The organism is Erwinia rhapontici (assembly GCF_012271765.1).
Classification (GTDB): Bacteria; Pseudomonadota; Gammaproteobacteria; order Enterobacterales; family Enterobacteriaceae; genus Erwinia; species Erwinia rhapontici.
Genome location: NZ_VRKO01000014.1, coordinates 228,947 through 253,947, shown reverse-complemented (window position 1 = coordinate 253,947; position 25,001 = coordinate 228,947). Strand labels below are relative to the sequence as shown.

General features: G+C 54.0%; 17 protein-coding genes. 9 read left to right on the top strand and 8 right to left on the bottom strand.

Annotated elements, in window-relative coordinates; all coding sequences use genetic code 11:
- Positions 1-247: 247 nt before the first annotated feature.
- Positions 248-1,753 carry a glycine betaine/L-proline transporter ProP gene (gene proP / locus FVB43_RS14790; RefSeq protein WP_159337789.1) on the top strand — a complete coding sequence of 502 codons (1,506 nt, stop codon included), beginning with the start codon at positions 248-250 and terminating at the stop codon, positions 1,751-1,753.
- Positions 1,754-1,824: 71 nt separating this feature from the next.
- On the opposite strand, the gene FVB43_RS14785 is transcribed toward proP, so the two are convergent.
- Complete coding sequence (locus tag FVB43_RS14785) at positions 1,825-4,848, bottom strand: autotransporter family protein (protein ID WP_167864240.1); 3,024 nt, start codon at positions 4,846-4,848, stop codon at positions 1,825-1,827.
- A gap of 465 nt (positions 4,849-5,313) precedes the next feature.
- Between FVB43_RS14785 and ahr the strand changes: the two genes are divergently transcribed.
- Positions 5,314-6,330 carry an NADPH-dependent aldehyde reductase Ahr gene (gene ahr, locus FVB43_RS14780; protein WP_133844318.1) on the top strand — a complete coding sequence of 339 codons (1,017 nt, stop codon included), beginning with the start codon at positions 5,314-5,316 and terminating at the stop codon, positions 6,328-6,330.
- 57 nt (positions 6,331-6,387) lie between these two features.
- Here ahr and FVB43_RS14775 read toward each other — a convergent pair whose 3' ends face one another.
- The gene (locus FVB43_RS14775; protein WP_167864239.1) at positions 6,388-7,404 is read right to left on the bottom strand and encodes a LacI family DNA-binding transcriptional regulator; all 1,017 of its coding nucleotides are present in this window, start codon (positions 7,402-7,404) and stop codon (positions 6,388-6,390) included.
- A 464-nt stretch (positions 7,405-7,868) separates the two neighbouring features.
- Between FVB43_RS14775 and FVB43_RS14770 the strand changes: the two genes are divergently transcribed.
- From FVB43_RS14770 to FVB43_RS14750, 5 genes are all read left to right on the top strand, one after another.
- Positions 7,869-8,585 carry a gluconate 2-dehydrogenase subunit 3 family protein gene (locus FVB43_RS14770; RefSeq protein ID WP_167864238.1) on the top strand — a complete coding sequence of 239 codons (717 nt, stop codon included), beginning with the start codon at positions 7,869-7,871 and terminating at the stop codon, positions 8,583-8,585.
- A 37-nt stretch (positions 8,586-8,622) separates the two neighbouring features.
- The gene (locus tag FVB43_RS14765; RefSeq protein ID WP_167864237.1) at positions 8,623-10,395 is read left to right on the top strand and encodes a GMC family oxidoreductase; all 1,773 of its coding nucleotides are present in this window, start codon (positions 8,623-8,625) and stop codon (positions 10,393-10,395) included.
- A gap of 1 nt (position 10,396) precedes the next feature.
- Positions 10,397-11,710: a c-type cytochrome gene (locus FVB43_RS14760; RefSeq protein ID WP_167864236.1), complete on the top strand. Its 1,314-nt coding sequence runs from the start codon at positions 10,397-10,399 to the stop codon at positions 11,708-11,710.
- Between the two features lie 329 nt (positions 11,711-12,039).
- Positions 12,040-14,199 carry a ferric-rhodotorulic acid/ferric-coprogen receptor FhuE gene (gene fhuE / locus FVB43_RS14755; protein WP_242462154.1) on the top strand — a complete coding sequence of 720 codons (2,160 nt, stop codon included), beginning with the start codon at positions 12,040-12,042 and terminating at the stop codon, positions 14,197-14,199.
- A 135-nt stretch (positions 14,200-14,334) separates the two neighbouring features.
- Positions 14,335-15,417 (top strand): diguanylate cyclase, encoded by a 1,083-nt coding sequence (locus tag FVB43_RS14750; RefSeq protein WP_133844320.1) that lies wholly within the window; start codon positions 14,335-14,337, stop codon positions 15,415-15,417.
- On the opposite strand, the gene FVB43_RS14745 is transcribed toward FVB43_RS14750, so the two are convergent.
- The 3 genes from FVB43_RS14745 to FVB43_RS14735 form a co-directional block, all read right to left on the bottom strand.
- A complete protein-coding gene (locus tag FVB43_RS14745; RefSeq protein ID WP_133844324.1) occupies positions 15,396-16,688 on the bottom strand; it encodes an NAD(P)/FAD-dependent oxidoreductase in 1,293 nt (430 codons plus the stop codon). The genes FVB43_RS14750 and FVB43_RS14745 overlap by 22 nt on opposite strands.
- Before the next feature lie 20 nt (positions 16,689-16,708).
- On the bottom strand, positions 16,709-17,131 hold the full coding sequence (locus FVB43_RS14740) for a RidA family protein (RefSeq protein WP_133844326.1): 423 nt from the start codon (positions 17,129-17,131) through the stop codon (positions 16,709-16,711).
- A gap of 151 nt (positions 17,132-17,282) precedes the next feature.
- On the bottom strand, positions 17,283-18,422 hold the full coding sequence (locus FVB43_RS14735) for an ornithine cyclodeaminase family protein (RefSeq protein ID WP_133844328.1): 1,140 nt from the start codon (positions 18,420-18,422) through the stop codon (positions 17,283-17,285).
- Positions 18,423-18,603: 181 nt separating this feature from the next.
- Here FVB43_RS14735 and FVB43_RS14730 point away from each other — a divergent pair, with 181 nt between their 5' ends.
- Together FVB43_RS14730 and FVB43_RS14725 are read left to right on the top strand one after the other, a co-directional pair.
- The gene (locus FVB43_RS14730; protein WP_238337090.1) at positions 18,604-19,437 is read left to right on the top strand and encodes an AraC family transcriptional regulator; all 834 of its coding nucleotides are present in this window, start codon (positions 18,604-18,606) and stop codon (positions 19,435-19,437) included.
- A gap of 180 nt (positions 19,438-19,617) precedes the next feature.
- A complete protein-coding gene (locus FVB43_RS14725; protein WP_133844332.1) occupies positions 19,618-21,012 on the top strand; it encodes an APC family permease in 1,395 nt (464 codons plus the stop codon).
- Positions 21,013-21,140: 128 nt separating this feature from the next.
- Here FVB43_RS14725 and betA read toward each other — a convergent pair whose 3' ends face one another.
- From betA to betI, 3 genes are read right to left on the bottom strand one after another with little or no spacing between them, the layout of a single operon-like run.
- Positions 21,141-22,820 (bottom strand): choline dehydrogenase, encoded by a 1,680-nt coding sequence (betA, locus tag FVB43_RS14720; RefSeq protein WP_133844334.1) that lies wholly within the window; start codon positions 22,818-22,820, stop codon positions 21,141-21,143.
- Positions 22,821-22,840: 20 nt separating this feature from the next.
- Entirely contained in the window at positions 22,841-24,313 is a 1,473-nt protein-coding gene (gene betB / locus FVB43_RS14715; protein ID WP_133844336.1) for a betaine-aldehyde dehydrogenase, read from the bottom strand.
- Positions 24,314-24,347: 34 nt separating this feature from the next.
- On the bottom strand, positions 24,348-24,935 hold the full coding sequence (gene betI / locus FVB43_RS14710) for a transcriptional regulator BetI (RefSeq protein WP_133844338.1): 588 nt from the start codon (positions 24,933-24,935) through the stop codon (positions 24,348-24,350).
- Positions 24,936-25,001: the final 66 nt, after the last annotated feature.

Genomic DNA, 25,001 nt, shown 5'->3' with positions numbered 1-25,001 from the left:
TGTGGAAACGCCGATTTTTGCCATCTCAGATAAGAGGTTTCTTACTGAAATTATGTCAGCTTGCGAAGAGCCTATATACTGTATAGCTGGCAGAGTGCGCTGCCGTACCGTATTGGCTCATACCAATGCCTGACGATGGCGCATTTTGCAGTTGGTTTTCTCCCGTGAGCGGTCAATCACACCACGGGTCTGACCACAGCGGCGAGATATTTATCCAGGAAAAACAGAAAATTACAGGGTGCTCTATATGAAGCTACGTAGGAAGCGTGTCAAGCCGATTGGGTTAAAAGACGTTACCATCATTGACGATACCAGATTACGCAAGGCGATCACCGCCGCCTCATTAGGCAATGCCATGGAGTGGTTCGATTTCGGTGTTTATGGCTTTGTTGCCTATGCACTGGGGCAAGTTTTCTTCCCAGGCGCCGATCCCGGCACACAAATGATTGCCGCTTTAGCAACCTTCTCCGTTCCTTTCTTAATCCGTCCATTAGGTGGCTTGTTCTTTGGCGCTCTGGGGGATAAGTACGGACGCCAGAAAATCCTGTCTATCACCATCATCATTATGTCGATCAGTACCTTCTGTATCGGCTTAATTCCCTCCTATGCCTCAATTGGTATCTGGGCGCCGATCCTGCTGCTGCTGTGTAAAATGGCACAGGGCTTCTCGGTCGGGGGTGAGTATACCGGCGCATCGATCTTCGTTGCTGAGTACTCTCCTGACCGTAAGCGCGGCTTTATGGGTAGCTGGCTGGACTTCGGCTCTATCGCCGGGTTCGTTCTGGGTGCGGGACTGGTGGTGCTGATTTCAGCCATTATCGGCGAAGCAAACTTCCTTGAGTGGGGCTGGCGTATTCCGTTCTTCGTTGCTCTGCCGTTAGGCATCATCGGGCTTTACCTGCGCCACGCGCTGGAAGAGACGCCAGCGTTCCAGCAGCACGTAGATAAGCTGGAACAGGGCGACCGTGAAGGCCTGGCCGATGGCCCGAAAGTCTCGTTCAAAGAGATCGCCACTAAGCACTGGAAAAGCCTGCTGGCCTGTATTGGCCTGGTGATTGCCACCAACGTCACGTACTACATGCTGCTGACTTACATGCCGAGCTACCTGTCGCATAACCTGCACTACTCGGAGGATCATGGCGTGATGATTATCATCGCCATTATGCTGGGTATGCTGTTTGTGCAGCCCGTTATGGGTCTGATGAGCGACAAGTTTGGCCGTCGTCCGTTTGTGATTATTGGTAGCATCGCGCTGCTGGTGATGGCGGTGCCGTGCTTTATGCTGATTAACAGCGGCGTGATGGGGCTGATTTTTGCCGGCCTGCTGATCCTCGCGGTGATCCTGAACAGCTTCACTGGCGTGATGGCCTCTTCCCTGCCGGCCATGTTCCCGACCCATATCCGTTACAGTGCGCTGGCCAGTGCCTTTAACATCTCCGTACTGGTAGCGGGTCTGACGCCAACCGCCGTGGCCTGGCTGGTAGAAACCACCAATAATCTTTACATGCCAGCTTACTACCTGATGGTCGTGGCAGTGATTGGCCTGGTGACCGGGATTATGATGAAGGAAACCGCCAATATGCCGCTGCGTGGCGCCACCCCTGCCGCTTCAGATATGGCTGAAGCGAAAGAGATCCTGCAGGAGCATCACGATAACATTGAGCAGAAAATCGAAGATATTAGTGAGCAGATTAGCGAGCTGGAAGCCAAACGCTCCCGCCTGATTGATCAGCATCCGCGTATTAACGAGTAGTTCTGATTCTGATGATGAGGGCTGACCGGCCTGTCCGGTCGGCCCTTTTTTATGGGGCAAGCCTGACGCACTCAGAACTGGTATTTCATCCCTATATTCCCGCCGTAGCCTTCCACACCCTGCCCATAGCTGTGCTGGTAGGTCACATCGGCGTACAGGCTGAGAGCCGGATTAACCTGACCGCGAATCCCCGTCCCCAGCTGCCACCAGCCGGAGTGAATATCCGGTGAGAGACTCTCCTGATTCATCGCGATACTGGGAATTTTCCCCATCCGCTGCACCGTATCAACCTGCACCCAGGGCTGGACATCCTGCGCATCATAAAACAGCCTCACCCCACCACGCGCCTGCCCCATGACGTCATGGCTGCGATCGACTTTGGCACCACCCGCACGGATTTCACCATTGTGCAGATACTGCCCCATCAGTTGCAGCTGAGGTTCCAGCTTAAACTCGCCGCTGACGGTAAAAGGAACGCCCGTTTCAGCCGACAGCAGAGTACTGTAGCTGCCTTGCCCGGTGTTGTTGATACTTTTGTAGTGGTTACGATACCAGGTGACCTGACCCACGGTATCCAGATACGCCCCCTCCTCATTATCAGCCGTGAAATACCCCCCAAGGCTGTATGCCGTGGTATTAATTTTACCGGTATTGACCGACAAGCCACTACGCTGGCTACGAGCATAGTCACGTGCACTGCTGTGGATATCACCGAGGGTCACCATCACGCCTGAACGCGCCTGAATGTCAGGCGTTACACTCCCCCGCCACAGATCCCCCCCCAGCTGCATAAAGGCGGTGGTGCTGTCATACCCAAACTGGCCTGCTCCGTAGATATCATGCCGCCCATAGATGCGGCCCCAGGCGGCCTCGCCCTCCTGACGGGCACCAAGACGCTGATGGTAGGTTCCGGCCGCCGTGTAAGCATAAGCCGCATTGAGATAAGGCCCAATCAGGTAACCACTGGTCTCTGGACGATAGGGTGCCTCGGGAGCGGGTGCATTGGGGTCGACCACGGGCTTATAGCTGGACTGTAAGTACCATTCATGGCTGTTGACCGGGTTGAGGAAGTACTCATAGTTCCCGGCCAGTAAGGGTTGTGATTGTGTAAAGGTGACATCTTTCGTTTCCCCCGCCACGTTAATGACCGGAATACCCATGTGTGTCTCAGCCCCTTTCCCCCCCTGATTGGTGATATCTACCGTAAAATGGCCTGTGGCATCGCCCTTCACATTCAATCGATCGCTCGGTGAATCGTCGCCATCCAGCCGGGTATGAATACCAATATAGCCGCTGCCGCTCAGGTTATTGTTCACGGTCAGCGTATGGAAATCCTGACCATCAAACAGAACCTTGCCATCCAGCTGGAGCGTATTCAGATCGGAATCCCCGGTCATATTCCAGGTGCTGGTCGAATCCAGTAGGGTACTGCTGACATTTTTCATCATGCCGGTCAGAGTCGAACCGTTTTGCAGATTGAGGTTGACCTGATTACGCACAGAATCTGATATCACGTTGCCATTCAGGGTGGCGTTATCTGCCATCAGATTCACCTGGCTGTTGCGGGCATCTGTACCCTGAGCGTCTTTCAGGGTCAGAGCCTCAAGCACATTGCCATTGCCTCCGGTGGCGACCGTCCCGTTGCTCAGATTCAGATTCAGCGCACTGCCCAGTATTTGAAACGCACTGAAGCCGCCATTCTCTAGCTGAGTATTGTCGAGGGCAGCCTCGCTGAGGGCGTTACCATCTGTATATAATCCGGGGCCATCCGCCGTGACGATAGTACTGTTCGCCACGTTGAGCGTTCCCTTTCTCAACCATAGCCCAATGTTCTTTTCGCCTTTCATGGTCATGTTGATACCGTCGGCGTTGATTTTCGCACCGAGCGCTGCGGCCATCCCCGAACCCCCCGTTCCGGTGGCGGTAATCGATGAGTTGCTTATCGTCATATCACCTTTTGCGCCGCTGGACTGCACACCGGTACTGTTGTTCCCCGTTGTGAGCACATTGATATTTTTTGCATCCAACTGACTTTCCGTGACAATACCGCGACCTCTCTCACCGGTGATCGTGGCCTGAATATTGTCGAGTGATGCTTTACCGCCCTGTGCTGCCACCGCTATACCGTTCTCACCTGAAATGCTGAACACCGTATCCTTCACCTGCAGCAAGGAATCTTTGGTTGTTGTCCAGATGCCGTAAGCATCAGAACCCGATGTCTCGATATGACCTCCGTTAACCTGCGCCGAACCGGCATATTCCAGGCTCACACCATGGGCAAAATCACCGGTGGTGTTGATATTCACGTTATTGAGAACACTTTGTCCTAGCGTCGATATCGCGGTGGCCGTTCTCCCCGTCGTGCTGATACTGCTGTCATTCAGGGTCAATGCAGAACCGGCCTGGTTGCTCTTTTCTACCAGAATCCCCTGGCCCAGATTACTCGCATTAATAATCAGACCGGATGCATTCAGCGTTGCGTTATTAACATGAATACCAAAACTGGAGCTCAGGCCATTGAGAATAATTTGGGAATCTTTTAGCGTTGCCTGAGCCTGTTGAGAAATTTCTATCATATTCAACACGGTGGGGCTATTTGCCGTTAATATCAGGCCATTACCATTAAGCGTTCCGCCAGCAATATCGATGCCCTCATTCATTCTGTTCCCCAGTGTAATATGGGTATTACTGAGATTCAGCGTTGAATTTCCGGTGGCCGAAATACCATAAGCATTTATCCCGGTAACATGAATATTGGTTCCATCCATGTTGAGCGTACCCTGAACAACATTGGCACCGTTGCCATAGCTTCCCTGGGTAGATATGGAGGCTTTATTGATGTCAGCCTGCGCCCCCTGAACGACCCGTACACCGTAAGAGCCAGAGCCGGAAGTGATAAAGTTGAGGTTCGGGTCCGTCACCAGGTGGCTGTTTTCACCACTGGCAGATAGCGCAGGCTGATTATTGCCCGTGGTCATATTTCCCTGACTGACCTGAAGTTTCTGACCATCGTTAACTTCCCATGGTGATGTTGCCGCAGCACTCAGAGGAAACAATAGTAGCGTCACGATATTGCAGGTAAATCGCTTATTCATTTTTCGCATAAAATCCCTTTATTACTTAACTCATCAATAAATACAAAACAGTCCATTTAAACGTCACAACATCATATTCCCCATTGGGTTTAACTCATAAATTAACAATAGGAAAGTACTTTATTCTTCGAAATAAAAAATGAAAAAAAAACGATTAAGCCTCACTAATAAAAATAAAAAACAATAAAATAAAAACAGGCTGTAGCCACTCAGATTATCTGAAAGATATTTTTTCAGAATTAGGATTTCTCTAAGGTAATAGTGAATTACAGTGAACCATGTAAGAGGGATATCGCACTTTTTGCGGCAAAACTGGCGTACACTTTTCACCCTTCAATCAGGAGGGAATGGCTAAATTATCCCCATTCATCGGCGCAGATGGGCAGTTTGTGCGGCAAAAATCCAACTTTCTGCCCTCATAGCGCTACACTTCGCCCTGACCGTAAACTGAATCTGAGGTATTAAGTGAAAATTAAAAGCTACGCAGCAATGAAAGCAGGACAGGCTCTGGAGCTGTATGAGTTCGACGCAGGCGCGCTGAGTGCAGAGGAAGTGGAAGTCGAGGTGGAATACTGTGGCGTCTGCCATTCCGATTTGTCGATGATCGATAACGAATGGGGCATCTCTCAGTACCCGACTATCGGCGGTCATGAAGTGATCGGACGTGTCTCCGCGCTCGGGGATGCGGCAAAAAACAAAGGACTGTCTGTGGGTCAGCGCGTGGGCATTGGCTGGACGGCGAAAAGCTGTCAGCACTGCGATGCCTGCATTAACGGTGAGCAGGTGAACTGCGAACAGGGAACCATCCCGACAATTCTGAATAACGGCGGTTTCGCCGAGAAGCTGCGTGCAGACTGGCAGTGGGTGATCCCATTACCAGAAAGCCTGGATGCGGCGACCGCAGGCCCACTGCTGTGTGGGGGGATCACCGTGTTTAAACCACTGCTGATGAGCAACATTACCGCCACCAGCCGCGTCGGCGTCATCGGCATTGGCGGTCTTGGCCATATCGCGATTAAGATTCTGCGGGCGATGGGCGCTGAAGTGGTCGCATTCAGCTCCACACCGGATAAAAAGCAGTCCATCCTGGATCTGGGTGCCGATGAAGTGATCAACAGCCGTGACCCGGAAGCGTTGAAGTCACAGGCGGGCCGTTTCGACCTGATCCTCAGCACCGTTGCCGTTGACCTTGACTGGAAACCGTACTTCGATGCCCTGGCACCGAAAGGCAAATTCCACACCGTGGGTGCCGTGATGAAGCCGTTCCAAGTGGGCGCATTTGATTTGATCATGGGCGACAAAGCAGTGACCGGTTCGTCTACCGGATCGCCGGGCCAGCTGCGTTCGCTGCTGAAGCTGGCGTCACGTCGCGATATCGCGCCGCACGTCGAGTATTTCCCGATGTCGAAAATTAACGATGCGCTGGACCATGTGCGCGCCGGAAAAGCCAATTTCCGCGTGGTACTGAAAGCGGATTTTTAATCCGTTAATAGCGGGACGATCGTAAAAGGTCGTCCCGCCAGCCTCTAAGGCTCATCCTCAGGCGTTTTCCGGTGTGATCAGCCGGAAATCTACTTTTCCGTCCTCATACAGCGTCGGTTGGTATCCCTCTTCCAGATGGCGCAGCAAAATATCCGTCGCCAGCTGCGCATGCATACGCGCATTTTGATCCAGCGTCATTGCCAGTACATCATCTGCCATCAGGCCCCGGGTGATGCTATACAACTCATGTGTGATATATACACAGCGCCCCAGTAACTGATGCCGATCCAGTGCTGCGCTCACCTCAGTATTCCCTGACCCGGTGTTATACAGGCCGATCACGTCATGCGAATGGCTCAGGCACTCCTCCAGCAGACGGCTGATGACGTCGCGCTGATCCTGCCCGGCAAGCACTTCGCACAGCCGCAGTTGGGGGAACTTCTGCTCCAGTACCGCACGAAACCCGGCAATGCGCTGGCGGTGTGCGCTGTAATCACAGCGGCCGCTGACCATCACCACTTCGCCAGACCCCTTCACCATACGTCCCATCATCAGCCCGGCGGTGCGCCCGGCCTGCATCTGATTAATTCCCACATGGCATAAGCGTTCGGCATCGGGCAGATCGGTCACGATAGTGATTACCGGCACCCCGCGCGCCTTACACACCTCCAGCGCCTCGTACAACGCCGGAGAATGGTGAGCAACCACAATGATCCCGTCACGCTTTGTACTGCTGTCGATGATCAGACGCGCCAGTTTCTCCGGCTGAGTTTCAACGGTAAAGGTCCTCAATAATGTCATGCGCTGATAACCAAGATGATTGGCTATTTCACCAAAATCTTGCGCCAGCTGTTTAAAGAAAAACGATCCGTTTCCACTCAGAAAAACTTCAATTTGCCAGGGTTGCTGATAAGCCACAGGCAATATTCTGTTTAATCCGATTTCCTGCGCAGCCAGTAATACTTTACGCGTTGTTTCGGGTGAAACACCGCCACGTTCATTTAACACCCTGTCAACAGTTGCCACGCCGACACCTGCTTTTTTTGCCAGCATATCAAGCGTATGCTTTTTCATTATTGCTCCAACACTCTCATTTTCTGATGTTATCAGGCAGATGATGGTCGTCACACATCCGTTTTGAAGACACCATAAAAAACCACGAGAAACGCGCAGATAGTATGGAAAAGCCGCGGCCACAGGCAAGATGACAATTGTTGCCAAAAAAAACAGACGTCTTTTTTTGCTCATTATCCATACAAAAAAAGTCACTCTGATGGAAAACCATCAAGCCAAAAGTACCCATCATCGGGTAAAGATTTTATGATACCCGCAATGTTACTAAGTTATTAATTATTTTAAATTCATGTAACTCATAAAAATAATACATCTGGAAAACCCAACGTAAAACTGACCTTAAACGTTGTGACTTCACCACGACCCAATACGTTTTTTATTTATAAACAAACGGGGCGAAGCCATTTTTTCAAACAGACATTCATCGTCAGGCAATTAAATTATTTAAGAAGCAGGGAAATGTCATGAAACGCAGAGAGTTCCTCACGTCAGTCGCCGCCCTCGGCCTGGCTTCTACACTGCCCGTGGCTGATGCCAGGGAAGTGAACGGAGGCCAACCCTGGGAAGCCGGTCAAATCAATACACCCCCACCACCGCCACGTACTGGCGGATTGCAGTATCTCACACGCCATGAATTCGACACCGTAGCAGCCATTGCTGACCGTTTTATTCCTGCTGATGAGATGAGTCTTGGTGGAAAAGAGGCTGGCTGCGCTGTATTTATTGACCGTCAGCTGGCCGGTGATTATGGCAATGCCGTGGCACTTTATCGTCTGGGACGTTTCGTCAAAGGCACCCCAGAGCAGGGACCACAATCGCCGCTGACGCCCGCACAGCGTTATCGCCAGGGACTGACCGCTCTGGATGCCGCCACCCGTGCGCAGTATGGCCAAACATTTCTCAGCCTCAACGATGACCAGCAGGATCAGGTGCTGCACGCGATGGAAGCCAACCGACTAAACATGGGTGCGGAAGTGGAAACCAAGGTGTTTTTTGAGCTGCTATTGCAGAACGTCCGCGAAGGTTTTCTCGCCGATCCGATCTATGGCGGCAATAAAGAGATGACCAGCTGGAAGATGCTGGGCTTCCCCGGTGCCCGTTACGACTTCCGCGATCTGCTGAGCAAAAAAGGGCAGAAGCTGAATATTATCCCCACCAGCCTGATCGACAACACCCTGTAATCCGGCTGCTTATGCCATTGAGTAATAGAGTCCCGAAATGAAAAATGTCCGTCCAAACGCTGATGTCGTCATTGTAGGTCTGGGCTGGTGCGGCTCTCTGATCGCCGAAGAGCTAACCCGCGCAGGCCTGAATGTCGTTGCCATTGAACGTGGCCCGTGGTTCGAAACCGCCACCGATTTTCCACCGTCAATTGATACCGATGAACTGCGCTGGGATACGCGCCGCAGTATGCTGCTTCCACCCGCCGTTGAAACCACCACGTTCCGCAATAACATCACTCAGAAAGCCCTGCCATCGCGCGACTGGAACCTGAATGAACTGGGCTACAATGTGGGGGGATCTGGCACCCACTGGGCCGGTATGGCCTGGCGCTTCACGCCATGGGATCTGGAACCTTACAGTCAGACCGTAGCACGCTATGGCAAAGAGAAAATCGACAAGGGACTGATTTTACAGGACTGGGGAGTGACCTATGACGAGCTGGAGCCGTTCTACGACCGCTTTGAGAAGATCGCCGGGGTGTCCGGTAAAGCTGGCAAACTCAATGGGGAGATCGTTGAGGGCGGCAACCGGTTCGAAGGCAACCGCAGCAACGAATATCCGCTGCCACCGCTGGAAAGTATGCGTCTGACAGACCTGTTCCGTGATGCAGCGAAGTCCCTCGGCCAGCATCCGTTTATGGTTCCGGCAGGCCAGACATCACGCGCTTATGTCAACCCGCTCGGCGTGCGAATGGGCCCTTGCACCTACTGCGGCTACTGCCTCTATTACGGCTGTGGCAACTTCTCCAAATCCAGCCCCAATGCCTGTGTGATCCCGGCGCTGATGCAGCGTGAGAACTTTACCGTGCTAACTGATTCCGCCGTAGTACGGGTCAACAAAGCCGCCGATGGCAAGACCGTCACAGGTGTCACCTATCTCGACAAAAATAAGAAAGAGTGGGAGCAACCAGCCGGGATCGTGGTGCTGTCTGCTTTCCAGATGCAGAACGTGCGCCTGCTGCTGCTGTCGAAAATCGGCCAGCCGTACGATCCAGTGACCAAAACAGGCGTGGTTGGCCGCGCTTACAGTTTCCAGACCGTGTCCGGGGCCAGCTTGTTCTTCAAAGATGAGAACCTCAACCAGTACATTGGTGCCGGGGCGCTATCGCAGCAGGTGGATGATTTCAACGGCGATAACTTCGATCACAGCGATCTCGATTTTATTGGTGGCGCCGGGATTCTGGTAGTGGCACGTGGCGCGCGCCCTATCGGCAATGCCGATGCACTGCCTCCTGGCACACCACGCTGGGGCAAGGCGTGGAAAAAGGCTTACACCCATGCGTTCCAGAACGGCACCTTTATTTTTGGCCAGGGTACCAGCTTCTCGCACGAGGACTACTACCTCGATCTGGATCCGGAATATAACGATGACAACGGCAATCCATTGCTGCGCGTCACCTTCGACTACAACGAGAACGACCGTCGCTCAGCGAAATTTATCGAAGAAAAAAGTGTGGAGATTGGCAAGGCGATGGGTGCTGAAATTGTCCTTGGTACCAACTCCGCCGCAGGCAATTACTCGCCATACAATTTTGCCAGCGATCACACCATCGGGGGAGCGGTGATGGGAACTGACCCGAAAACCAGCGTGCTGAACCGTTATCAGCAGAGCTGGGACGCGCACAACCTGTTTGTGCTTGGAGCCTCCTCCTTCCCGAATAACGCCGGATATAACCCGACCGGTACCATTGGTGCACTCAGTCTGTGGACAGCGAAAGCCATCATTGAGCAGTACCTGAAAACCCCCGGCCCGCTGGTGAAGGTGTGATATGAATAAAATCAAATTAGCGGTGGGTACCCTCGCCGTTGCAGCAGTGGTGGCGGGTGTTCTGCTGTATCAAAACGGCAATACGCGCGCCGACAATGTCGCAGATGACCAGATTCTGATGAAACACCCGCTCACCGCAGATGATGCAGCAGCCGTTGAGCGCGGTCATTACGTGGCGCTGGCAGGTGACTGTGTGGCGTGCCATACCGCACCAGAAAGCAAACAGGCCTACGCCGGAGGCTACGCGATCAGTACGCCGTTTGGTGGCATTTTTGCCAGTAATATTACTCCGGACGCTGATACCGGCATTGGTAACTGGACCGAACGTGATTTCTATCGTGCCGTACGCCACGGCAAGGGGAAAGAGGGACAAAATCTCTATCCAGCCATGCCTTACAACGCCTATGTTAATGTCAGTGACGAGGATATGCACGACCTGTGGATGTACATGCGTTCGGTGAAACCAGTGAATAAAAAGGTGACGGAAACCAGCCTGCCGTTCCCGTATAACATCCGTCTGGCAATGATGGGATGGAATCTGTTGTTCTTTAAAAACGCACCGTTTGCGCCCGACAGTACTCAGTCAGCACAATGGAATCGTGGTGCCTATCTGGTGCAGGGGCTGGAACACTGTGCTGCATGCCATACACCAAAAAATATTATTGGCGGTGATACCGGCGAGTATTTGCAGGGAAGCAATCTTGGCGAATGGTACGCACCAGAGATCACCAGTAACCGTTACACCGGTATTGGCGGCTGGAGCGACGAGCAGGTGGTGCAGTATCTGAAACTGGGTAGCAACCATGTGGCGGTGGCATCCGGGCCAATGGCCGAAGCGGTCACCAACTCCACCCAGCATCTCAGCGACGACGACCTGAAAGCCATCGCGGTTTACATCAAGTCACAGCCGGGCTCTGATCGCCAGAAACCCGCGGCGCTCTCCGCTGACAGTGAACAGATGCGTATGGGAGCGAATGTCTATTCTGCCAACTGTACTGCCTGCCACAACAGCGACGGCAAAGGTATTCCTCATCTGGCGGCCAGCCTGGCGGATAATCCGGCACTGATGGCACCGGATGCTTCTTCGCTGATCACTACCGTATTGCAGGGAGGACGGGGCGCGGTGACACACGGTAACCCGACCAGTGGGGCGATGCCGCCGTTTGCCTGGAAACTGTCAGACAAACAGGTAGCCGCCACAATGACCTATATTCGCAATAGCTGGGGCAATGCGGCTCCCGCCGTAACGGAGCAGGACGTGGCAGAGAAACGCGCGTTGCTGAAACAGCCAGAACAATTCCCGGCGAATCCGTAAACAGCAGTCTCAACAGGGGACAATCGGAAAAAGGATTGCCCCCTGATTGAAGAGAGAAAATGCCCCATTCCCGCACTGACTTCTCGTCCCCAATTTAGTTCCCTTCACGATGAATAAATATTTACATCCCATACTCAAATAATTATAGTTCTCATTTGCTTTACCATTACAGGCACTAATCTGCCTGATTGCCGTATCAGTGGACCTCGCCGCTACTTCATGGATAAGTCAGAGTACTCATACCGCCTAAGGATAACCGGTAGATATTTTCGTGCCCGGTGCAGGTATTGACTCAACATCAGCAACTTATTCCAGGAATGACCGTGCCAATGTCTCGCTCTGAATCCCGTAAGCAGCCTCACTCAGCGCCATTATCTGCATCTCGTATTTTCACCCCATCTGTTGCCGCACTGTTGGTAATGTCGGCATTGCAACCGGCCTTTGCCGCCGACAACGCCAAAACCGATACGCTGACCGTTGAAGCGAATGTTGATGCAACTGCACAGCAGGCCGTCACCGACTACAGCGTTCCGGTGACGTCTGCGGGCACTAAGATGCCGCTGACACTGCGTGATATCCCGCAGTCTGTTTCTATCGTCAGTAAGCAGCGTATGCAGGATCAGGGGTTACAAACCGTTGGCGAGGTACTGAACAATACCGTCGGCGTTTCCGCCTCCAATATTGACTCAGATCGTTCAAATTATTATTCACGCGGCTTCATGATTAATAACTACCTGACTGACGGCATCCCGACCGTTGTCGACAATCAATGGGACCTGGGTGATACCGCCGCTGATACCGCTATCTATGATCGCATCGAAGTCATTCGTGGTGCTAACAGCCTGAGCACTGGCTCCGGCAACCCGTCTGCTTCAGTGAATATGGTGCGCAAACACGCCGACAGTAACGTGCTGACCGGTAACTTCTCTGCAGAAACCGGCAGCTGGGACAAACAGCGCTATACCGGTGATATCAGCACGCCGCTGAATGAATCGGGCACCGTTCGTGGCCGCGCTATCGGCGGTTATCAGGATAACGACAAATGGATCGATCGCTATAACGCACGCAAAAAATTCCTCACCCTGGTGATGGATGCGGACCTGACCGATTCCACTACGCTCTCCTTCGGCTGGGATTATCAGCAGAGCCATACCAATGATCCAAGCTGGGGCGGTCTGCCAACCTTCAATAGTGATGGTAGCCGCACCGATTTTGATCGTAGCTTTAACACAGCATCCGACTGGACTTACAGCGATAAAGAGTCCAATAAAGTCTTCGCCACGCTGACGCAGAAATTTGATAACGGCTGGCAGGCGCAGGTGAATGGCTCGCATGCGAAAACCACCTTTGATACGCGACTGATGTATCCCTACGGCTACCCGGATAAAATTACGGGCCAGGGTGTGGCGGGCGTGAATGGCTGGAACAAAGGTTCACGTAAAGTTGATGGCGTTGACCTGTATGCCAATGGCCCGTTTGAATTACTGGGTCGTACCCACCAGCTGATGGTCGGCGGTAGCTATAGCAAACAGGAAAGCCTGTTCTTCAATACCTTCTCTGATATGTCGGCCATCAATTTCGGTAATTACAATAACTGGGACGGCAATGTTGACGAAGGTAACTGGGGGCCATGGACCGTAGAGAAAGACGACAGCATCCGCCAGAAATCGGCTTACACCGCAGCGCGCTTCTCGCTGACCGATCCGCTGTCATTATTGGTCGGTGCGCGTTATACCGAGTGGCGTGGCAATGGCACCAGCGGCAACAAAACCACCAGCAAGGTCGCGCCATATGCGGGTCTGACGTATGACATTAATGATACGTACTCGGCTTACGCCAGCTATACCTCCATCTTCCAGCCACAGACCTACCGCAACGCGGATGCGCAATACCTTGGCGCAGTGACCGGAAAAAGCTACGAAACCGGCCTGAAAGGCGACTGGAATAACAGCCGTCTGACCGCCACGCTGTCACTGTTCCGTACCGAGCAAAACAACCTGGGCATCAGTACTTATCTCCCTATCGGTACCTCAACGGAATATGCGTATGAATCCGTTGATGCCGTCAGCCGTGGCGTTGAGTTTGAAATAAACGGTGCGTTGACCGATAACTGGCAGATGACCTTCGGTGCATCGCGCTACATCGCAGAACAGCGTGACGGCACCGCCGTGATGCCGGAAGTGCCACGCACCACCGCCAAGCTGTTTACCCGCTATCGTCTGCCGATGTTGCAGGACCTCACCATCGGTGGTGGCGTGAACTGGCAGAATAAAACCTGGGCAAATGTTGCAGACGCCCCTGCGGATTATATCGACCAGTCACCGGTTACCCTCGTGAATCTGTTCAGCCGCTACCAGGTGACGAAGCAGGTTTCCGTGCAGGCAAATATTAACAACCTGTTCGATAAAGAGTATTACGATTATATGGGAACTTACGTGGTGTATGGCGCACCGCGTAACTTCACAGTATCGGCTAACTACTCGTTTTAATGAGATAAAATACCTTTCCCACAATGCCAGCCGCGACGGCTGGCTGGCATTGTTCTCCCGCTCTGATAAAAATACCAACGCGTGACTTTTTTTCCGATTACACTGCACCATCGATCGGCACAATGTCGCTTATTCATGCACTATTACTCTCCTGATGACAGACAATTAAAACAGCGCTCTGAGCGCTTTATTCGTCGCATGTTCGCCATGCGGCAATTGGGCACCTTTTTGTGTTTTTTCCCTATCCTGTCGGTGCTGTTGGAGCTGGGTCGGGGCATGTGGCTGACCATTTTGCTCAGTATTAACGCTTTTATCTGGCCGGTCATTGCATGGATACTGGCACACTCGTCCAGCGATCCGACCGCCACCGAACGGCGAAACCTCACCATTGATGCCGCCTTTGGGGGTGTCTGGGTAGCCCTGATGGGCATCAGCCCGCTGCCGTCACTGATTATCATGGCGGTGCTGGCGTCTGATCGCTATGCCGCCGGTGGCTGGGCGCAGTTAAGACCTGCGCTTGCCGCGTTTCTGCTGGCCTTTATTCCCACCTGGAGCGTGGCCGGTATGCCATTACAGCTGACCTTCAGCACCCGCACGGTGTGGCTGTCGCTGCCGCTGGCTACCTGCTATATGATGGTGCTGAGCGCCGTGTCCTATCAGTTAACCCTGAGCCTGCGCCGTAAAAACCGCGAGCTGGAACGCATTTCACTGATGGACCCCAGCCTGAAAATCCCTAACCGCCGCCTTTTTGACCGCCGCCTGGAAAGCGAATATCTGCGTACCCAGCGCGGTGACAGCCATGCCTGGCTTCTGTTGCTGGATGTGGATAATTTCAAACAGGTGAATGATCGTTTCGGCCATGAAGCCGGGGATTATCTGCTGGCAGAAATCTCCATGCTGCTGCGCACGGAAGTGGGCATCCGGGATATTCCCGCCCGTTTTGGGGGTGATGAACTGGGGGTGATTGTGCGCGATGCCGACAGTAACAGCATTGTGATACTGGCGGCGGCGCTGAAAGAGAAAATTGCTCAAATACAGCTACCGGCGTCACCGAACTTTCAGTGTTCGGTGAGCATCGGCATTGCCCCGGCGGCCAAAGCAGACTCCATTCATCAGTGGCTGCGGAATGCCGACCAGGCGCTGTACAACGTCAAACGCACGGGCCGCGATGGCATCCAGCTCTGGCAGCCGGAGCCTCAGAACCTCTCAAACCGATAAGGGCGCGGATCGATAATCGGCGCTGCAGCCGACACCAGATCGGCAGCCAACTGCCCCGCCGCCGGTGACGTCCCGAACCCATGCCCTGAAAATCCTGTTGCCAGCGTCAGACCCGGAATTTTCGCCACCCGACCAATCACCGGGTTCGAATCCGGGGTGACATCAATAGCTCCGGCCCAGGCATCCGCAATCACTGCCTTTTCAAACGCGGGCCAGGCGGCTCTCAGGTTGGTCATCGCTTCCTGATTCAGCACCGGGTTCACCTGCGGGTCCAGCGTGCGAACCTGTTCAAACGGCGAACGGCCATGGGCTTTCCAGCGACGCGGCAACGCCAGATCCCTGACAAAATTTTTCCCGACGGAGATACGCAGGAAGCTGCGCTGCGTGCGCAACTGTTGCAGGTAGCGCGAACCGATTAACAGATGGTCCAGCGTCAGCGAGGCATCCAGCGCACCGCGTTGAGTAATGATAAAGCCGCCGTCATGATGCTTACGAAACGAGAAATCCGGTGCACCCACGGCAATGTCTGTCGGCCCTTCCATCGGCGTGGTGCGCAATACTGAGCAGATCAGCGGCAGCGTTGGCAGCGAAACACCGAGGTTACCGAGAAAACGTCGTGACCACAGCCCGCCCGCCAGCAGCACCTGCTCGCAGCGGATCTCACCCTTTTCCGTCACCACGCCACTGACGTTACCCCCCGCCAGCGACAGGGTACGTACCGCGCAGTTCTCAACGATCGTCACCCCTTTGGCAATGGCCGCGCGAGCGATGGCGCTGGAAGCCAGCGTCGGTTCGGCCCGGCCATCGGATGGGGTATAAATCCCTCCCGCCCAGTTGCCCCGGCCGCCCGGCACCCGCGCCGCAATCTGCTGCGCCGTCAGTAACTGTGAATCCAGGCCAAGATGCTCAACCGATTTCAGCCAGCCCTCATGCATCGCCATCTGCACATCAGTTCGGCCGACAAACATAATGCCCGCCTGGCGATAACCTACATCCTGCCCGGTGCGCTCCGGCATTGCGGCCCACAGGCGGTCGGCAGCCAGTGCCAGGGGAATATCATCGGCCATGCGGCTGGTTTTACGCACCCAGCCGAGGTTACGTGAAGATTGCTCCCCCGCCAGGCGGCCTTTTTCCAACAGTACAACGGGAATATTACGTTCTGCCAGCGCCAGCGCGGCGGTTAACCCGACGATACCGCCGCCAATCACCACGACGGTGGTGGCAAGGGGCAATGTCGTGGCGGTCTGAACCGGGGTGATCACAGGGGCCATACATACCTTCTTAGCGGGCGTTACAGCGCCACGGTGAGTTCGACAACATTTGCCGCAGAGGCACCACGATACGCGGTCACTTCCAGCTCCACTTTATACACGGTGGAGCCAAGCGGCGGGCAGGTGACCGTCGAAGCCGGGTTTATCCCGCGAAACTTGTCGCCAATAATCGCCATCACCGTCGGCACGTCCTGCGGGTCCTGAATAAAGACGCGCGACATCACCACATCGGCCAGCGAGGCATCTACGGCTGCCAGTGCCTGTTCGATATTGGCGAACACCTGATGCGTCTGTTCGCTGATATCCTCAGGAATTTCTTTGCTTTGCGGGTTACGTCCGGCGGTGTTCGACACGAAAATCCAGTTATCCACTGCCACAATGCGCGAGTAGCTGGCCTTCTCTTCAAAAATCGATCCGGTTTTTACTTTGGTTATCTGAGTCATTTTTCTTCCTTTTGATATATGCAGACCATCCTCTAAATCATTGGCGTTGCGACAAGGCGGCAAGGACATGAATCCCCGGGAGCTTACTCAGGTAAGTGACCGGGGTGAATGTGCGCAGCCAACGCCGTTGCAGCGTCAAGGATGACGAGGATTAATGTAATTCTGGGGTTTCCCACAGATTCAGCTTCACGCCAATACCTTTCTCCAGCGCATTGCGGTAAACCACCGTGCCCCACGCCACGTCCTCTACCGGCATCCCGCCCACCGACATAATGATGATCTCGTCGTCGTTCTGACGGCCGGGTGCATCTCCGGCGACAATCTTGCCGATGTCTTCTAACTGCGCGTGGGTCAGCTTGCCTTCCGCCACCATGTCCATAAAGCGCACGCCAATCACCGGGATGGTGTGATGCGCGGGTTTGGGCACTTCTTCATACCAGGCGTGATAGAGCCCCGTGTTATCCAGCACTTTGCGGACATCGGCCTGTTCCATGCCTTCATCGATATTGCACAACGCAGGCATCGCCAGAAATGCACCGGGTTTTACCCATTCACGTTTCACCAGCGGGTAGGTAGACGGGTCGCCCACTTCGCCAGAGCTGCAATAGGTGACGATATCCGACCCGCGCACCACCGCTTCCAGGCTGTCGACCACCTCAATGGTGGTGATCTGCGGGAACGTCACGGTGATCCAGGAGATAAAGGTGTCCAGACTGTTCTGCCCGCGTCCTTTGATTTTAATGGTGTCGATCAGCGGGCAGACGGCGATAAACGCCGCGACGGCGGTTTTGCCCATCACGCCAGGCCCCAGCAGACCAATCACTTTTGCATCTTTGCGCGCTAAATGGCGGGCGCCCACGCCAGGGACAGCGCCTGTACGGTAGGCCGAAAGCAGGTTGGCGGACATATGCGCCAGCGGGGCGCCTGTATCGGCATCGTTCAGCGTGAACATCAGGATGGAACGCGGCAGCCCTTTCTGGCGGTTGGCAATATTCGAGCCGTACCATTTGACGCCAGCGGTACAAAAACTGCCGCCCAGGTAGGCAGGCATCGCCATTAAACGGCGATCGGCGGTGGGTTTCGGCATGGTCGGGAACGGTGAGTCCTCCGGGAAGGTGACCATCGCACCGTGCGAGTCGTTGTTCGATCCTGCCATGCGATAGTCGCCCTGATACAGCAGGCCAAACATCTCTTCCATCGTATCCACGCAGGCGGGCATATCGGTGACCCCGGCGCGGATCATGTCCGGTTCTGAAAGGTAGATGAAATCGATTTTAGTTGAGTCAGACATGCCGGTTACCCCGTTAAATGAGTGAATGACGTTGCGCGGTCGACGTTGCGCTACACCATGAAAATAACGAGGGATCTTCCGGCCTGTATTGAACTTTTGCGACATGAGGGCGAATCGACAAACGGAAAGTGGCACCCGAATTGCAGTGAGAGTTTGTCATCCCTGTTGCAGGACTCGTCTTATGTCAAACACTCTGGCTTCACATTCGGCGGCCGATATTCAACCGCAGCAACCCTGGTTTGTTCTCAGTGCAGCCAAACACTACTCACTGAAGGCCAGCAGCCACCCGGCGATTTCCCATTTCTATAGCTTTGAAGTCGCCGAGTCGGCCAGCCTGACGCTGGCAGTGCCGGATGGCTGCGTGGATATCGTGTTTGACTGTGATGCTACGCATCCTGTGGCGAGAGTGTGCGGTACTACGCTTGCGGCACGCAGTGCTGCGCTGAACCGCAACCACCGCTATTTTGGCGTGCGCTTTGCGCCGGGAGTGACCCCGGATTTTCTCGATGTGATGGCAGAGGAGCTGACAGATCGTGAGTTTAACTTCTTCGATGTGGTGCCGGATGCACGCCAGGCCTGCGAACAAATCCTGCGTACCCCACTGTTTTTACAGCAGATCGCCCTGTTTAACACCCATTTCACTCCGCGCCTGGTACGCAAAACGTCATTGGTCACTGCAACGATCATTCATACCATCCTGCAACAGAAAGGCAATATCCGCGTGGAGCATCTGGAGGCGTTAACCGGCTATACCTGCCGCACCATTCAGCGCCAGTTTCGTCAGGATACTGGCATGTCACCCAAGGCGTTTGGCCGCATTATGCGCTGCCAGGCGGCACTGCATTCCCTGCACCAGCAAGGGCCGGTGTCGTTTTCTGACCTGGCGCTCGACCTCGGTTTCAGCGACCAGTCGCACTTCCTGCGCGAGTTTAAAAAGCTGATCAGTACCACACCACTCGACTATCAGCGTCAGACCCTGCTCGGTGCGTGGGGCGAGCGTATTCGTTATCACTAAGGGCGAAAAGTTAGCGCCAGGTTAGCGTGAAGTAGCACTAAAACAGTGCGACTGTTGCACCCTGGTGCTGTCCGATTTTTTCTATCCGCACCCGCCGTCACTGATAAATGATGCCAGCAGTACCTGGCCTCGGAAGAACACTTCCTGAGTACGATTTCACTGTCATCTAAGGCGCTGGCGATGAGCAACTCTACCGGTTTAAGAAAAAATACCCTGGGCTTATTTTCCCTGGTCTTCTTTGTTGTGGCGGCAGCCTCTCCCCTGACCGGCGTGGTCGGCGGACTTCCGGTGGCTATGTTCACCGGGAACGGCGGCGGTATTCCTGTGATCTATATTATGGCCTGCGCCATTTTGATGATCTTCTCGGTCGGCTATATCGCCATGAGCCGCCATGTCAGCGACGCGGGCGCGTTCTATACCTATATTTCGAAAGGGCTGGGGGAAAACTGGGGGGCGTCGGCCTCAGTGCTGGCACTGATCGCCTACTTCTCGGTGCAAACGGCCGTGGTGGCGATGCTCGGCTTCTTTAGCCAGCTGTTTGTTGAGCAGCATCTGGGCGTGCATATTCCCTGGTGGGCGCTGAGTATGCTGTTTGTGGTGATTGCCTGGGTGCTGGGCATTAAGCGCGTGGAGGTGGGCGGTAAGCTGCTGGGCGTGCTGATGGTGGCAGAAGTGGCTATCGTCCTGCTGACCGATGTGATGCTACTGATCAAAAAATCCGGCGATCTCAATATCAGCTCGTTTGAACCTTCCGTGTTTATGCAGGGTAACCTCGGCATTGCCTTTATGTTCTCGATTGCCTCGTTTATCGGCTTCGAATCCACTGCCATCTATGCCGAAGAGTGCCGCGATCCGCATAAAACCGTACCGCGTGCCACGATCTGTGCTTTGCTGCTGATCACCGTCTTTTTCTGCTTTACCAGTTGGGCGCTGGTGCAGGCGTATGACATCGATCAGCTGGTGGAGATTGCGCGTAAAGACCCCGGCAACTTCGTCTTTGATATTACCCGTCAGTATGTCGGCCAGTGGGCGGTGGAGACCATGTCGGTGCTGCTGATCACCAGCCTGTTCGCGGCAGCGATGGCATTTCATAATAATATTTCACGCTACATTTTCAGTATCAGCCGTGATGGCCTGATCTGGAAAGAGCTGTGCGAGACACATCCGACCAACGGCACACCGCACAAAGCCAGCCACGTGCACAGCGTGATCCTACTGATGATGCTGGTGGGCATGGGCAGCATCGACCTTGACCCAATGGCACAGATTTTTGCCTTTGGATCGGCGATCGCCACGCTGTCGATTCTGGTATTGCAGGTGGGTGTATCGGCGGCGGTGATCCTGTTCTTCCGCCGTTTAGAGCACCACAATAATAGCGCCTGGCAGGTCTTCTGGGCACCACTGCTGGCCATGACGGCGATGTCAGTCACTATTATTCTGGTGATCAACAATTTGCAAATTCTGAGCGGCAGCGACTCGAAGCTGGTGCAGCTCATCCCGTGGTTTATCGCGGTTTGTTCAGCGGCAGGCTATGCGATGTCAGTGAAGCGCAAAGGACGTACACTCCCTGCCTGAGAGGCCGGACTCGCGGAATGCAATACGAATGGCGGCGACGGTGTTTTATTGCCGCCCCGGACAGCAGAACGCTCCCGCCTTTACAGGTCGGAAGCGTTCTGTGAACACGTTACTTTGAATACGCTTATTTAATCCCGAACACGCCGTACAGGTGCACCATTAGCCACATAGTACGGAACGTCACTACGGGCCAGTGGCGGACGCCCACGGATCATATCGGCTATTTTTTCAGCGATCATGATCGTTGGCGCGTTAAGGTTTCCGGTGGTGATGCGCGGCATAATGGAGGCATCCACGATGCGCAGGTTCTCCATGCCATGCACTTTGCCATCATGTCCAACCACGGCCATTTCATGATAACCCATCGCATTCGAACAGGAGGGGTGATAGGCCGTTTCAGCATGCTCGCGGACAAAACGGTCCAGGTCGGCATCACTTTGACAGCTCGCACCCGGCGAAATTTCCTTGCCACGATAAGGATCCAGCGCACGCTGCTGGATGATTTCACGCGTAAGGCGAATAGCCGCACGGAATTCACGCCAGTCCTGATCCTGGGACATATAGTTAAACAGGATACTCGGATGGTCATGCGGGTTCTTCGAGGTGACCTGCACACGGCCACGACTCATTGAACGCATCGAACCTACGTGTGCCTGGAAGCTATGGACTTTAATCGGATTCGAGCCGTTATAGTTAATCGCGATCGGCAGGAAATGATATTGAATATTTGGCCATTCAAACTCTTCGTGGCTGCGAATAAATCCGCCCGCTTCAAAATGGTTACTGGCACCAATACCCCTCCCCATAAACATCCACTCCGCACCAATCAACGGCTTATTATGCAGCTTCAGCGCAGGAACCAGCGAAACGGGCTGCATGCACTCATACTGCAAATACATTTCCAGATGATCCTGCAAGTTTGCGCCAACACCGGGCAGATCGTGAACAACTGGAATATCCAGGCTTTTTAACAGCTCACCCGGGCCAACGCCTGAGCGTTGCAGGATTTGCGGAGAAGCAATCGCCCCCGCACAAAGCAACACTTCACGTCGCGCACGTGCCGAGTGCGGGATCTCTTTTTGTAGCCAGGCCACTCCGGTCGCCCGTTTGTTCTCAAACAAAATACGATCGGTCACGGCATGGATTTCAATCGTCAGGTTTGGACGTTGACGCGCCATGTCCAGATAGCCCCGTGCGGTACTCGCACGACGCCCATGTGGCGTTACGGTGCGATCCATCGGGCCAAAACCTTCCTGCTGGTAACCATTTAAATCGTCAGTACGCGGATAACCTGCCTGCACACCCGCTTCAACCATTGCGTGGTAAAGCACGTTGTTATCGTGTTTTGGCGTAGTCACGCTGACCGGACCACAGTCACCATGATAATCATTGCCGCCAATATCGCGGCGTTCCGCTATTTTGAAGTACGGCAGGCAGTCAAGATAACTCCAGTTTTCCAGACCTTTCTGTTTCGCCCAGCCGTCATAATCCATGGCATTACCACGGATGTAACACATCCCATTGATCAGCGACGATCCGCCCAGCCCTTTACCACGACCGCACTCCATGCGTCGGTTGTCCATAAAGGGTTCTGGATCGGTCAGATAGGCCCAGTTATAGCGCCGTCCCTGTAACGGATAAGCCAGTGCCGCAGGCATCTGCGTACGGAAGTCCTGACGGTAGTCCGGGCCTCCGGCTTCCAGTAACAGCACGCTGACATCAGCGTCTTCTGTCAGGCGCGTCGCCAGTACGTTACCCGCTGAACCCGCACCAATAATGATGTAGTCATATTCCCTGATAGTCGTCATAAAAACCTCAATGTCCTTATTTAAAAAACAGATTGATAGCGTTCCAACTCAACCTGGATTGACTTGATACGCGTGTAATGGGCGAGCGTGCTTATCCCATTTTCACGTCCAACACCGGATTGTTTGTAGCCGCCTACCGGCATTTGCGCAGGCGATTCTCCCCAACTGTTGATCCAGCAGATACCGGCTTCTAACTGATGAATGGTGCGGTGAGCTTTTGCCAGATCGCGTGTGATGACACCTGCCGCCAGGCCAAAGTGGGTATTGTTCGCACGGTCAATGGCTTCCTGCTCATCGTCCCAGGTCAGAATGCTCATGACCGGCCCAAAAATCTCTTCTTTGACGATGGTGTGATGATCTTCGCAGTCGGTGAAAATCGTCGGCTGAACGTAAGCACCTTGTGCAAAAATGCCTGATGTTTCGCGCGCACCACCGCACAATAAACGTGCCCCTTCCGCTTTGCCGCTGTCGATATAGCGCAGGACATTTTCCATATGGGAAAAACTGGTCAGCGGACCGAAATTGGTGCGGGGATCCATTGGTTCCCCCATGCGAATACGCTTAACGCGAATTTCCAGCGCCTTTTCCAGTGCGGCTTTCTGTGAACGATGCACAAACACGCGTGTCCCGTTGGTACACACCTGCCCGGAGCTGTAGAAATTCGCCATCATTGCGATGTCTGCGGCCAGTTCGATATCAGCATCGGCCAGAATCAGCAGCGGTGACTTGCCGCCCAACTCCATCGTGACGTCTTTAAGCGATGAAGCCGCCGCGCTGGCCATGACTTTCTTACCGGTTTCAATACCGCCAGTGAAGGAAATTTTTTCAATACGTGGGTGCTGTGTTAACCATTCACCGACTAAACGCCCTGCCCCCTGAACCACGTTAAATACACCATCTGGCAGACCCGCCTGCGTGTAGATCTCAGCCAGTTTAAGTGCGGTCAGCGGAGTCACTTCGCTAGGTTTGAAAATCATCGCGTTACCTGCGGCAAGCGCGGGGGCCGATTTCCACAACGCAATCTGGATCGGATAGTTCCAGGCACCGATCCCGGCCGTCACGCCCAGCGGTTCACGCCGCGTATAGAAGAAGCTGCTATCGCGTAGCGGATACTGCTCACCTTCAATGGATGTTGCCAGGCCAGCGTAATACTCCAGCACATCCGCGCCCGTGACGATATCGACAACCGAAGTTTCAGAGAAAGGCTTGCCGGTATCCAGCGTCTCCAGGTGGGCCAGCTCATCATTGCGTTCACGCAGGATGTCTACGGCACGTAACAAAATACGTGAACGCTCCGTTCCGGTCATTGAGGCCCAGATTTTTTGGCCACGTTCTGCACTCGTGACCGCTCGTTCAACATCGTCCTCGGTTGCGCGCTGCACCTCAGCCAGCACCTCACCGTTTGCCGGGTTGATCGTTTCAAACGTCTCTGGGCCACTGGCGTCAGTCAAACGACCATCAATATAAAGTTGTTGCAGGGGGAGTTTCGCCATCAGTACGGTTCCTTTTGTCAGTTGGCTTGGGGATTCAGATTCTGTTACTTAGCTTATTTTCAACATAGTCGAAGGCAATTTCGCATGCCTTCCGTGCATTAAAATCGATGCCAGCCAGGCTACCGCGTAGCCATAATCCGTCAATCATTGCCGCCAGGCCTCGGGCAGCTCTGCGTGCTTCGTCCTGCGGTAAACAGCGGCGAAACTGGCAGCAAATGTTGGAATACAGTCGGTGATCGTTGACCCGCTGCAAACGACGTAACGCGGGCTGATGCAGACTTGCTGCCCAGAAATCAAGCCAGGCACGCATTGATGTTCCGCTGGTCTGGCTGCGGTGAAAGTTGCCTTCGATAATGGCGAACAGTTGCGCTTCAGGGGTGTCCTGCGCGCTACTCCGGCAGGTAGCCACTGCATCGTGCAGGTCGCACAGGATGCGGCGCATCGTGGCGTTTAACAAACCGTCTTTGTCGCCAAAGTAGTGGCTGACAATACCCGTAGACATCCCTGCCTGGCTGGCGACCTGAGATAACGTCACACCCGCTAAACCGACGTCACCTATGGTTTCGAAGGCCGCAGTGATCAACTGCTCTTTGCGTTGTTCAGGTATGGCTTTACGGGACATTTCAACTCCAGGTGGCAGCGACCACACATTTAAAATTCACTGATTGAACGTTCAATCAATCTACAT